Raw genomic sequence first — 12,197 nt, forward strand, 5'->3', positions numbered from 1 at the left:
GGGTTTGCGCTGTCCCTGGAGCGGGCGTGCCCCGCGATAGGGCCGGCGCGAACACTTCAAAACCGCAACTCCCCCGGCGTCGAGCCAAACAACTGCTTGAACGCCGCGATATACGCCGACGTCGAGTCATACCCGCAGGCCAACGCCGCCTCGGTCACGCTCTCCCCCGCCTCCAGCACCGCCAACGACGACAACAGCCGCATGCGCTGGCGCCAGTTGCGAAAGCTCAACCCCGTCTCGCGCTGGAACAGACGCATCAGGGTCTTCTCCGAACACTCCAGTTGCCGTGCCCACTGCTGCAGGGTCTGCGCCTGGTCGGGCGCGGCGATCAGTTGGTTGCACAGGGCAAGCAGCCCGGGGTGGCGCGGCAACGGCAGGGAAAAGCCCACCTGCGGCAGCGCCCGCAACTGGTCGAGCAACACCGCCACCAGCCGCGCCTCGGCGCTGTCGCCTTCCGGATAGTCGGCCGGCATCAGGCAGAATTGCTTGATCAGCTCACGGGCCAATGGCGTCACTTCCAGCACCCGGCACTCTACCGGCGCCCAAGGGCAGGCGTCGCGGCGCACGTAGAGACTGCGCATTTCCGCCTGCATCGAGGTGACCACCTCGTGCTCGGTGTCGGCGGGTATCCACACCCCCCACTGTGGCGGGGCGAAATAGCTGCCGTCGCTGGTGTAGACACCGAGCACGCCGCTGATGGCGTAGGAGAACTGCACCCAGTCGTGGCGGTGGCGGGTGGTCCAGGAGCCGGCGCCGAGGCTTTCGGCACGGGCGTAGAGGGGTCTGGGCAGGTGGGCCAGGTCGGGGATGGCGCGGGGGGCGGTGCTGTGCATGGCGGGTGTTTCTGTCGTGGGTTCGGTAAGCGTATCAGCTTTGCGGGCCCTATCGCGGCGTTCCGACTGGCCCCGCGATGGGGCCTCGGCAGCCCCCTCAGCGCTCGACGATGGCGGTAACCCCCTGGCCCCCCGCCGCACAAATCGAAATCAACCCGCGCCCCTTGCCCGCCGTGGCCAGCAACTTGGCCATGTTCGCCAGGATCCGCCCCCCCGTGGCGGCGAACGGGTGCCCCGCCGCCAGCGAGCTGCCCTTGACGTTCAGCCTGCTGCGGTCGATCGAGCCCAACGCGCCTTCGAGCCCCAGCCGCGTGCGGCAGTACTCGTCATCTTCCCAGGCCTTCAAGGTGCACAGCACCTGCGCGGCAAAGGCCTCATGGATTTCGTAGTAATCGAAGTCCTGCAACGTCAGCCCATTGCGTGCCAACAGCCGTGGCACCGCATACACCGGCGCCATCAGCAGGCCTTCCTGCCCCTTGACGAAGTCGACCGCCGCCGCCTCGCCGTCGACCAGGTAGGCCAGCACCGAAAGGCCCCGCGCCTCGGCCCACGCCTCGCTGCCCAGCAGCACCAGCGATGCACCGTCGGTCAGTGGCGTCGAGTTGCCTGGCGTCATCGTGCCCTGGGCGCTGCGGTCGAACACCGGCTTGAGCCGGGTCAACTGCTCCAGGGTCAGGTCGGGGCGCAGGTTGTTGTCGCGGGTCAGCCCCAGGTAGGGGGTGAGCAGGTCGTCGTGCCAGCCTTCGTTATAGGAAGCGGCCAGGTGCTGGTGACTGAGCAGCGCCAACTCATCCTGCACGGCGCGGCCAATGTGCCAGGTCTGCGCCATCTGCTCGCAATGCTCGCCCATCGACAACCCCGTGCGCGGCTCGCCGTTGCGCGGGAACTCGGGCTTGAGGTGGCGCGGGCGCAGCTTGAGGAAGGGCTTGAGGCGCTCGGCCAGGGTCTTGCCGCGGTTGGCCTCCAGCAGCAGGCGGCGCAGCCCTTCGTTGACCGCGATGGGCGCGTCGGAGGTGGTGTCGACGCCGCCGGCGATGCCGCTGTCGATCTGCCCCAGGGCGATCTTGTTGGCCACCAGCAGCGCTGCCTCAAGGCCCGTGCCGCAGGCCTGCTGGATGTCGTAGGCGGGGGTCTGCGGCGACAGGCGCGAGCCGAGCACGCATTCGCGGGTCAGGTTCATGTCGCGCGAATGCTTGAGCACCGTGCCTGCGGCCACCTCGCCCAGGCGCAGGCCGTGCAGGCGGTGGCGCTCGACCAGCCCTTCGAGGGCGGCGGTGAGCATCGCCTGGTTGGTGGCGGTGGCATAGGCGCCGTTGGAACGGGCGAACGGAATACGATTGCCGCCCAGAATCGCGACCCGGCGGGGTGAACGCATGTGCTGCTTCCTCCTGAAAAGTAGTGGCTGTGCCGGCCCACAAAAACCTCAACTGAACACAGATTCCCCGTACAGCCTAGGTGTTTTTAGCGCATTCGAACGACCTTGCCACAAACTTGGTCCACACTTGCATGCTTGCCTTCAGGGAGACCCGCACATGAGCGATCGCTATCTCGGCTTTGCCAACTCCAACCTCGGCCGTCGCCTGGTCGACGCACTCGGCCTGCCGCGCCCAGCCCCACTGGAGCGCTGGCAGGCCGGGCGCCTGCGCCCGGTCGAAGGGGCCTTGGTGCTGGGCGGCGGGCCGTTGGCGAACCAGGTCGAAGCCTTCGCCGCCGCCCTCACCGACGAGCGCTACAGTTTCGCCAGCGACGGCCTGCAAGCCCCCGCCTGGGTGGCCGGGCTGGGGCCGAAGCTCAAGGCCGTGGTGTTCGATGCCAGTCACTTGTCCGACAGCGACCAGCTCAAGCAGTTGCGCGAATTCTTCCAGCCGTTGCTGCGCAGCCTGGCGCCCTGTGCCCACGTGGTGATCCTCGGCCGCGCCCCGGAACGGATCGACGACCCGCTGGCCTGCGTCGCCCAACGCGCCCTGGAAGGCTTCAGCCGTTCGCTGGCCAAGGAGCTGCGCAACGGCGCCACGGCGCAGTTGCTGTATGTCGGCGACGGTGCCGAAGGCCAGCTCGAAGGCGCGCTGCGCTTCTTCCTCTCGCCCAAGAGCGCGTTCATCTCCGGCCAGGTGCTGCGCCTGGAGGCCTGCGCCGCCCAGGTGCAAGACTGGACCCGCCCACTGGCCGGCCGCCGCGCCCTGGTGACCGGCGCCGCCCGGGGCATCGGCGCCGCCATCGCCGAAACCCTGGCGCGTGACGGCGCCGAGGTGACCCTGCTCGACGTGCCCCCGGCGCAGAAAGACCTCGACGCCCTTGCCGCGCGCCTGGGCGGGCGGGCCCTGGCACTGGACATTTGCGCCAGCGATGCCGCGGCCAGCTTGCTCGAGGCCCTGCCCGACGGTATCGATATCGTCGTGCACAACGCCGGCATCACCCGCGACAAGACCCTCGCCAACATGACCCCGGAATACTGGGACGCGGTCATGGCGGTCAACCTCAAGGCCCCGCAGGTGCTGACCCAGGCGCTGTTCGACGCGGGCAAGCTCGGCGACGACGCGCGCATCACCCTGCTGGCCTCGGTCAGCGGCATCGCCGGCAACCGCGGCCAGGCCAACTACGCCGCCAGCAAGGCCGGGCTGATCGGTTTCGCCCAGGCCTGGGCGCCACGTGTGGCAGAGCGCGGCGCCAGCATCAACGCCGTGGCGCCGGGCTTCATCGAAACCCACATGACCGCCGCCATGCCCATGGGCCTGCGCGAGGCCGGCCGGCGCTTGAGCTCGCTGAGCCAGGGCGGACGCCCGCAGGATGTCGCCGAGGCCATCGCCTGGCTCAGCCAGCCAGGCAGCGGCGCGGTGAATGGCCAGGCGCTGCGCGTGTGCGGCCAGGCCTTGATGGGGGCCTGACCATGAACAGGCCATGGCAAGAACTGCACAGCCCCGACGCCCGCGCCGGCCTCTACCTGCGTGCCCTGGGCAAACGCAAGATCACCGGCAGCACATTGCCCGCCCAGGGCCTGCGCTGCTTCCTGCGGGTCGACCCGGGCAACCTCAGCGCCTACCGCCGGCTCTGCCACTTCGCCGACGACGGGCGCCTGCCCCCCACCTACCCGCACGTGATGGCCTTCGCCCTGCAACTGCAATTGCTGACCGCCCACGACTTCCCCTTCCCGCTGCTCGGCCTGGTCCACCTGCATAACAGCCTGCAGGTGTTGCGCCCGCTGGGGGGCATCGATGGGCTGCGCTTCGCGGTGTACGCCGACAACCTGCAGCCACATGCCAAGGGCGGCACCTTCGACCTGGTGACCGAGGCCGAGGACGGGCTGGGGCTGCTGTGGCGCGAGACCAGCCGCATGCTGGTGCGCGGCCTGAAGCTGGAAGACCCGCCAGCCGAAGACATCGAGGCCGAACCGCAGGCCCTGCCGGAAGCCACTCGCTGGTATGCCGACAGCGATATCGGCCGGCGCTACGCCAAGGTCTGCGGCGACTACAACCCGATCCACCTGAGCGCCGCCAGTGCCCGGTTGTTCGGTTTTCCCAAGGCGATCGCCCACGGCATGTGGAGCAAGGCCATGGCGCTGGCGGCGTTGCGTGGCCACCTGCCGGCCGCCGGGTATGCGTTCGAGGTGGATTTCCACAAACCCGTGAGGTTGCCCTCGGAAGTGATCCTCAGTGCCAGCGAGGCGGGGGCGCAGGGGCAGTTGCGCTTGGAGGGGCATGGCGGGTTGCTGCACATGCTCGGTAGGTGGCGCACGCTTTAGACCGCTATCGTGGGGCAAGCCCGCGCCTACAGCGGTCCACCGGCCCCTGCAGGCGCGGGCTTGCCCCACGATGAGGCCGGCACAGCCCCCGCAATTCACTTGCTTTGCTCCCCCACGCCGCCGAAGCTATGCGCCAGAAGGAGAGCCCCCAATGAACCTGCAAGAATTGACCGAGCGCCTGCACCGGATCCGCGACAGCAACGACTGGCGCGGCTTCCACAGCCCGAAGAACCTCGCCATGGCGGCCAGCGTGGAAATGGCCGAACTGGTGGAGATCTTCCAGTGGCTGACCGAGGACCAGTCGCGCCAACTGCCCCCCGAGCAACTCGCCCACGCCGGGCAGGAAGTCGGCGACGTGGTGCTCTACCTGTTGCTGCTGTGCAGCGAGCTGGGCCTGGACCTGGAGCAGGTGGTACGGGCCAAGCTGGCCGACAGCGAGAGGCGCTTCGCCAAATGAACGACCGTCACTTCGATGAATTGGCCAGCCGCTTCGCCGAGAAGATCTACGGCGGCGCCAAGGGCGCGATCCGCCTCGCGGTGCTCCAGGCCGACCTGGCCGAAGCCCTGCCCGACCGCCCCCTGCGTGTGCTCGACATCGGCGCGGGCCTGGGCCACATGGCCCTGTGGCTGGCCCAGCGCGGCCACCAGGTGACCCTCGCCGAACCCGCCGCGCCCATGCTCGATGGCGCCCGCGCGCGCTTCGTCGAGGCCGGCCAGCCGGCCACCTTCATCCAGGCGCCGTGGCAGGAACTGCTTGGCCAGCTCACCGAACCCTTCGACCTGGTGCTGTGCCACGCCGTGCTGGAATGGCTGGCCGAGCCGGAAAGCATCCTGCCGGTGCTGCACCAGCTGACCGCCCAGGGTGGCTGGTTGTCGCTGGCGTTCTACAACCGCGACGCGCTGGTGTACCGCAACCTGATCAAGGGCCATTTCCGCAAGCTGCGCAGCAACCGCCTGGCCGGCGAGAAGCAAAGCCTGACACCCCAGAAACCGCTTGATCCGCGTGAACTCAAGGCGCAACTTGAACCCTTGTGGCAGGTCGAAAGTGAAAGTGGCGTGCGGGTGTTCCACGACTACATGCCCAAGGAGTTCCAGGCCAAGGCCGAGCTGCTCGACCTGCTGGAGATGGAACTGGCGCACCGCCGCCACCCCAGCTTCGCCGGGCTCGGCCGCTACCTGCACTGGATCTGCCGCCCCCGCTGACCCCGCCCGTCGGGAGGACCCCATGCCGTACCGCCTGTTGTGCCTGGCCCTGTTGCCCTTCGCCCTGGCCGCCTGCCAAGGCAGCAACCCCTACGTCGCCAGCTCCCGCCCGCTGCCCCCGGCACCGCCGCAGGTGGCCACCACCTTCGACGCCAGCGCCTACCCGGCCCCGGCACGCGACTACGGGCGCTACCGCAACTGGGCCTGGCGCAACGGCCAGTTGCCCAGCGGCAACGCCAGCGCCGACCCCGCGCAACTGGCCGAGGCGGTCAGCGGCGCCCTCGACCAGCACGGCCTGCGCCCGGCCCGCGCCGGCAACGCCGATTTGCTGGTGAGCGCCGACCTGCGCCTGGAGCGGCGCCTGCGCCAGGTGCGCGACTACGACTATGACCCCTACTACGGCCCCTACCCCTACGGCAGCGTCGGCTACGGCGGTTACCGCCACGGCTACGGCGCCTACGGCAGCGTGCCGATCGTGCGCACCTACGAGGTCGAGGTGATGGTGGTGCGCATCGACCTGTTCGACGCCCGCAGCGGCCAGCCGGTGTGGAGCGCCAGCGCCGAGAGCGGCAGCGACAAAAGCTCGCCCCGTGAACGCGAGAACGCCCTGCGCGACTCGGTGCACAAGGCGCTCGCCGGCTACCCCCCCAGTTAACCGCCCAGGAGAACCATCATGTTGCGCCGTTTCGTCCTGCTGTCCCTGGTCGTGCTGCTCGCGGCCTGCTCCAGCAACAATGTCATCCAGGATTTCGACGCCAGCCGTGACTTCGCCGCCTACCGCAGCTGGACGTGGCAAGAGCCGGCATTGCAGTACCGCCCGGACGACCCGCGGATCAAGAGCGACCTCACCGAACAACGCATCCGCCAGGCCGTCGCCGACCAGCTCGACCAGCGCGGCCTGCGCCCGGTGCAGGGCAATGCCCGGGCCGATGTGAAGGTGCGTGCGTACCTGATCGTCGAGCAACGTCAGCAGCAGATCACCACCAACTACGGCGGTGGCTGGGGGGGCTACTGGGGCGGCTACTGGGGTGGGCCGATGTACAACGAGACCCGCAGCGTCGACTACAAGGTGGCGACCATCCAGGTCGACCTGTTCGACGGCAAGGACGGCAAGCTGGTGTGGCGAGGCAGTGCCGAGCAGGTCATGAGCAACTACCCGCCGAGCCCGCAGGAGCGCAATGCGGCGATCCAGAAAACCGTGACCCAGGTGATGTCCAACTACCCACCGCGATGAATCTTCACCGGCCTCATCGCGGCAAGCCCGCGATGCGGCCGGCACAGGCAACATGCCATCACTTTGACTACACTCTTTTGCACCGCAGCTGCACTGCGTGGCCAATGGCCTGCAAAGGAGTGCCCGTGGTTCCCCATTTCGCTGCGCGCCAACGAGGCGCGATTGGCCTGATGGCCGCCCTTACCCTGGGGCTGGCCGTGGCGTTCATGGTGCTGGTGGTCGACAGCGGACGCCTCTACCTGGAACAGCGCAAGCTGCAGCGCATCGCCGACATGTCGGCCCTCGAAGCAGCCGGCCAGCACGGCGTGTGCACGGGCAGCGGCGCCCAGGCCTACGACCTCGCCCGCGCCGCCGCCACGCGCAACGGGCACAGCCCGTCCGACCCCTTGGTAGCCACTTGCGGCTACCTGCAAACCGGCGACAACAGCGTGCGCACCTTCAACCCTGATGCCACGCGCAACGAGGCGATCAAGGTCAAGGTCAGCCGCACCCTCAACACCAGCATCGTCCGCAGCATCTACCAGGTGGTCGAAGGCCAGGAACTGCCGCTGACCAGCCTGGTCAGCGCCACCGCCGTGGCCTCCACGCCGATGCAGCCGCAGGCCATGCTGAGCATCCGCAGCACCCTGGCCACGGTCGACTCACGCCAGTCCGTCGTGCTCAACGCCCTGCTCGGCTTGCTTGGCGGCAGCGTCACGCTGGATGTCGCCGGCTGGCAGGGCCTGGCCGCCACCGACCTCAACCTGCTCAAGTTCCTCGACCAGTTGGCCATCGACCTGAACCTCAAGGTCGGGGACTACCAGCAACTGCTCAACGCCAACGCCACGGCCACGCAACTGCTGCAAGCCGCGATCAAGGTGCTGCAGCAAAGCGGCGCGGCCGCCGAGGTCATCACCAACCTGGGCAAGATCGCCCTGGGCGCCAGCAACGGCACGCTGCTGCAGCTGGGCGACATTCTCGACATCCAGAACGGCACCGCCCAGGCCGGGCTCGACGCCAGCATCCAGCTGCTGCAACTGGTGCAGGGGGTGATCCAGCTGGCGGCCAGCGAAAGCGCGGCCACCGCCGACCTGCCGATCAACGTGCTGGGCCTGGTCAACGGGCGGGTGCGCCTGAAAGTGATAGAGCCGCAGCAGATCTCGTCGGTCGGCGACCCCAGCCAGAACGAGCTGCGCGTGCACACCGCCCAGATACGGGCGATGATCTCGCTCGACCTGCCATTGCTCGACGGCATCTTCGGGTTGGCCAACGCGGTGCTCGACCTGGTCTCGCCGCTGACCAACGTGCTCAACAACCTGCTCAGCCTGAACCTGGCATCGACCGTGCAGTCGGTGCTGTGCCTGCTGGGCATTCCCTGCACCGTTGCCGACATCGTGCTGGTGCCCGACAAGCTGCACATCGACATTGGCCTGGAGGTCGCCGAGGCGACCAGCCGCCTGCAACCGCAGCCTCCCGCCAACTACAGTTGCTCGCCCAAACGCCTGGACACCCTGACCCAGAGTTCGGCGGCGAAGATCGCCGTGGGCCGCTTCGAGTCACCGGATGCGTTCTTCGCCAACGGCACCACCGCGGTCAAGGCGCTGCCGCTGATCGACATCGGCACCAAGGTCTGCACACGCCTGTTGATCCTGCCTACCGGCGACTGCAAGCCCCGCGTGCCTTTCGCCGGTGGCGGCATCGGCCTGCGGGTGGACAGCAAGGTGCTCGGCAGCGGCCCGCAGGAACGGCCGTTGGTGTTCGCCGCCCCCACCAGCACGCCGCCCGATATCGGCCTGCCCGCCGCCTACCTGCCGATGAAGAGCGCCAACGAGAACGTCGTCGGCAGCCTCAGCGACACCCTGCTGGGCATCCAGCTGCAAGCCTACAAACCCACCGTCAACAACAGCGGCCTGGGCCAGTTGCTGGTGATCACCGGTGGCGTATTGGACGGTGTGAAGGCGATCCTCGAGCCGCTGATCAAGAACCTGCTCAGCCCGCTGCTCGACCCGTTGGTGAACGTGCTGCTCAAGACCCTGGGCATCGACCTGGTCAACGCCGAGGTCGGCGCCAACCTCAGTTGCTCCAATGGCCGTGCTCAGCTGGCGATGTGAAGCGGCAGTGACACCCGAAAGCATGCGCCTTGCGCCTCGTTCACCGCGCCCAGGCTGCCGCCCATGGCGGCGACGATGCCGTGGCTCACCGAGAGCCCTAGCCCGGTGCCGACGCCCGCAGGCTTGGTGGTGAAGAACGGCTCGAAGATCCGCTCCAGCAGGCGCGGGTCGATGCCGCCGCCATTGTCCTCGACCAGCAGGTACAGTTGGCCGTCGGCGACGTGCTGGCGCACGCCGATCCAGGGTGTATCGCGGTCGTGTTCGAGCAGGGCGTCACGGGCGTTGACCATCAGGTTGATCAGCACCTGCTCAAGCTGGTCCTGGTGGCCAAGCACCACCGGCTGCTCGACCGGCGGCTCGATACGCAGGCCCACGCCCTTGCCACGCAGGCCCTCCTCCAGCAACGCCACCGCGCCCTCCACCGCAGCCCAGGCGGGGAACGGCTGGCGTTCGACCTCGGAACGGCGGCCGAACACGCGCATGTGCTCCACCAAGCGCGCGGCGCGCTCGACCTGGGCCTCGATACGCCGCAGCTTGTCGTTCAGGTAGGCCGCGTCGGCAGCGCCGTTCTCCAGGCGCTTGAGGGTGTTGGCCACCGCCATGCGCATCACGTTGAGCGGCTGGTTGATCTCGTGCACCAGCCCGCTCGCCAACTCACCGAGCGTGGCCATCTTCGCGCCCTGCAACAGCTGACGCTGGCTGCGCCGCACCTCGGTGTTGTCGCGGCCCACCGCTTGGATCTCGACCAATTGGCCCTGGGCGTCGAACAACCCACGGTCGGCCCACACCCACCAGGCATGTTCGCGCCCCGGCAGTTGCAGGCAGATCTCCGCACTGCTCAGCGGCTGCTCGGGGGTCAGCGCGGCGAGGCGCTCGACAAACGCCTCGCGCTCGGCCGGCGACAACCACTGGCCAAGGTTCATGCCTGCCAGCTGCGCCGGCTCGCACTCCAGGTGGTCGGCCAGCGGCCGGTTGCCGAACACCAGGCTCAGGTCCGGGCGGTAGCGGCAGATCATCGCTGGCGAGTCCTCCACCAGCACGCGGTAGCGCTCCTCGCTCTGGCGCACACGCTCGGCGGCTTCGGTCGCCTCGCTGACGTCCAGCCACAAGCCGACCACCTCCAGCGGCTGGCCCAGGTCGTTGCGCAACAGGCGCGCCTCGTCCAGCACCCAGTGGTAGCCGCCGCGCTGGTCGCGCAGGCGGTAGCGGCAGCGCACCTGGCCGTCGCGCAGCAGGCTGCGGGTGCGCTCCAGCCACTGCGCGTGGTCATCGGGGTGCACGGCCAGGCCCGGCTGGCGCGCCTGTTCGCTGTCGGCGGCCCACCCCAGCAAGGGGGTCAGGCTGGCACTGAAGAACTCGCCGTACAGCGCGCCTTCGGCATAGCGCTGCACGTAGATCACCGCCGGCGAGCTGGCGATCAGGTTTTCCAGCCGTGCACGGGCGGCGCCGGCCTGGTGTTCCTGGGCCTTGAGCGCACTGATGTCGAGCACGAAGCCGCGCAGCTGGCGGCCCTGCAACTGGCCGACCCAGTGCATCCAACGCGACGCGCCGAGGCCGTCGTCATCCAGCAGGCGCAGGCTCAGGCTCAGTTCGCGCCCTTCGCGGGCCTGCTCCAGGGCCATCTGCGCCGCCTCGCGGTCGGCCGGGTGCACGCGTGCCAGCCACTGCTCGAGGCTGGGCTGGCCCGCCAACCCGAGACTGGCGGCCAGGGTCGGGTCAAGGTGCAAAGGGCCTTGCAGCGGCCACTCCCACCAACCGGCCCCCAACTGCCGTTGCAAGTCGTCGAGGTGATGCGCCTGGCGGGCCAACTGCAGCTGGCGGTGACGCGCCAACAGCGGCTCGGCCAGCGCCGGCAGCAGGGCTTGGGCCTCGTCTGGCGTCGGCGGCTGGTCGGCGCCGGCACACAACAGCCAGGCCTGCACGTCCGGCCCTTGCACGTAGGCCAGCATGAACAGCGACAAGCCACCGCACAGGGCGAGTAGCTCGGGGGCCTGGTGACCGCCGAGCAAGCCCTGCGGCGGCAGGGTATCGAGCCAGGGTTGCAGGCGTGCATCCTCGGCCCAGGGCCAGTCGACGTCGCTGCTGGCCAGGCAGCGCCAGCCCGAGGCTTCGCGCAGCATCAGGCGCACGGCGCCGGCGTGCCAGTGCGAGGCCAGATGCTGCAACTGTTCGGCGGCGGCCTGCTCGAGGTGTTCGTCGCCGCACTCGCGCATCGCTCGCCCCAGACGCGCCGCCAACTGCCGCAGGGCCTGCCGATGGCCATCCTGCTCGCTGGCGCGCAGCAAGTCGCCGATGTCGAACATTTGCAGCAGCCAGCCATCCGCCTGGCGCAGCAGCCAGCCGCGGGTATGCAGGGGGTGGCCGATCACCGTGTGGAAGTCCAGGTCCAGCGGCTGGCCCTGCCAGTCGGCAGGTTCGCCTTCGAGCACCAGCCAGCTATGCCGTTCGAGGTAGTCGTGCACCCGTGCGCCACGCTGCGCGGGCAAGGCCAGCACGCTGCGCAACGGCCCAGCCAGGCGCAGCACGCGGGCCTGGTCGTCGAGCCACAATTGCAGGCCCACCGTCTGCGGCAGTTCGGGCGCATGCGCCGGCGACTGGCCGCCGCGCCAGCGGTCGAACAGCCCGCTCACAGTTGTAGGCTCGCTTCGGACTTCAGGCGTGCCGGCAGTTGCGGCACAGGGCCGATCAGCGGCAGCACGAGCACGGGCAACACGTTGGTCAACTTGCTGGTGGGGTAGTCGATGGTCACGGTCAGCAGCCGGCCCGAACCGAGGGTCACGCGGGTATCGCTGGTGGGCTGGAAATTGAGCACGCCAGGCATCCAGGTCAGTTGCTGGCGAATGACTTCACGGGCCAGGGCCTGCACGTCGGTGCCATAGGTGGCACTGGTCGGGTCGAGGGCTACGCAGCGGCGCACCGCCTCGCTGGTGGCCTGGTTGAACGACTGCAGCATGAGCATGGGCAACGCGTGGCTGACCAGCCCGTAGAAGACTGCGAAGAACACCATGAAGACTGCGACAAACTCGATGGCTGCCGCGCCTTTTTGCCGTCTTGCCGGGCCTGCTTGCATGATCGCGTCTACCCTGACCAGTGAACCC

Annotated in this window: 11 protein-coding genes; 7 read left to right on the plus strand and 4 right to left on the minus strand. The window is 68.8% G+C overall.

All coding sequences use genetic code 11. The features are described from left to right. Positions 1–56: 56 nt before the first annotated feature. Both P0Y43_RS23885 and P0Y43_RS23890 read right to left on the minus strand, forming a co-directional pair. The gene (locus P0Y43_RS23885; RefSeq protein ID WP_275639715.1) at positions 57–833 is read right to left on the minus strand and encodes an AraC family transcriptional regulator; all 777 of its coding nucleotides are present in this window, start codon (positions 831–833) and stop codon (positions 57–59) included. Between the two features lie 97 nt (positions 834–930). Then, positions 931–2,208, minus strand: coding sequence for an acetyl-CoA C-acetyltransferase (locus P0Y43_RS23890; protein WP_275639716.1), 1,278 nt, complete (start codon positions 2,206–2,208; stop codon positions 931–933). Between the two features lie 157 nt (positions 2,209–2,365). Between P0Y43_RS23890 and P0Y43_RS23895 the strand changes: the two genes are divergently transcribed. The 7 genes from P0Y43_RS23895 (at position 2,366) to P0Y43_RS23925 (ending at position 9,099) form a co-directional block, all read left to right on the plus strand. Continuing rightward, positions 2,366–3,718: a 3-oxoacyl-ACP reductase gene (locus tag P0Y43_RS23895; RefSeq protein ID WP_275639717.1), complete on the plus strand. Its 1,353-nt coding sequence runs from the start codon at positions 2,366–2,368 to the stop codon at positions 3,716–3,718. A 2-nt stretch (positions 3,719–3,720) separates the two neighbouring features. Further along, positions 3,721–4,572, plus strand: a complete 852-nt coding sequence (locus P0Y43_RS23900) for a MaoC family dehydratase (RefSeq protein ID WP_275639718.1) — start codon at positions 3,721–3,723, stop codon at positions 4,570–4,572. Positions 4,573–4,723: 151 nt separating this feature from the next. Then, complete coding sequence (locus P0Y43_RS23905; RefSeq protein WP_275639719.1) at positions 4,724–5,029, plus strand: MazG-like family protein; 306 nt, start codon at positions 4,724–4,726, stop codon at positions 5,027–5,029. Then, the gene (locus P0Y43_RS23910; protein WP_275639720.1) at positions 5,026–5,775 is read left to right on the plus strand and encodes a methyltransferase domain-containing protein; all 750 of its coding nucleotides are present in this window, start codon (positions 5,026–5,028) and stop codon (positions 5,773–5,775) included. Before P0Y43_RS23905 ends, P0Y43_RS23910 begins: the two co-directional genes overlap by 4 nt. A 22-nt stretch (positions 5,776–5,797) precedes the next feature. Then, positions 5,798–6,430 carry a DUF4136 domain-containing protein gene (locus tag P0Y43_RS23915; protein WP_275639721.1) on the plus strand — a complete coding sequence of 211 codons (633 nt, stop codon included), beginning with the start codon at positions 5,798–5,800 and terminating at the stop codon, positions 6,428–6,430. Between the two features lie 18 nt (positions 6,431–6,448). Beyond that, positions 6,449–7,009 (plus strand): DUF4136 domain-containing protein, encoded by a 561-nt coding sequence (locus tag P0Y43_RS23920; RefSeq protein WP_275639722.1) that lies wholly within the window; start codon positions 6,449–6,451, stop codon positions 7,007–7,009. 125 nt (positions 7,010–7,134) lie between these two features. Further along, positions 7,135–9,099 carry a TadG family pilus assembly protein gene (locus P0Y43_RS23925; protein WP_275639723.1) on the plus strand — a complete coding sequence of 655 codons (1,965 nt, stop codon included), beginning with the start codon at positions 7,135–7,137 and terminating at the stop codon, positions 9,097–9,099. Here the strand turns inward: P0Y43_RS23925 and P0Y43_RS23930 are convergent. Further along, a complete protein-coding gene (locus tag P0Y43_RS23930) occupies positions 9,084–11,729 on the minus strand; it encodes a PAS domain-containing sensor histidine kinase (protein WP_275639724.1) in 2,646 nt (881 codons plus the stop codon). The genes P0Y43_RS23925 and P0Y43_RS23930 overlap by 16 nt on opposite strands. Beyond that, entirely contained in the window at positions 11,726–12,169 is a 444-nt protein-coding gene (locus P0Y43_RS23935; protein WP_275639725.1) for a TadE/TadG family type IV pilus assembly protein, read from the minus strand. Before P0Y43_RS23935 ends, P0Y43_RS23930 begins: the two co-directional genes overlap by 4 nt. Between the last annotated feature and the right edge of the window lie 28 nt (positions 12,170–12,197).

It is taken from the genome of Pseudomonas entomophila, assembly GCF_029193575.1.
GTDB classification, from domain to species: Bacteria; Pseudomonadota; Gammaproteobacteria; order Pseudomonadales; family Pseudomonadaceae; genus Aquipseudomonas; species Aquipseudomonas entomophila_G.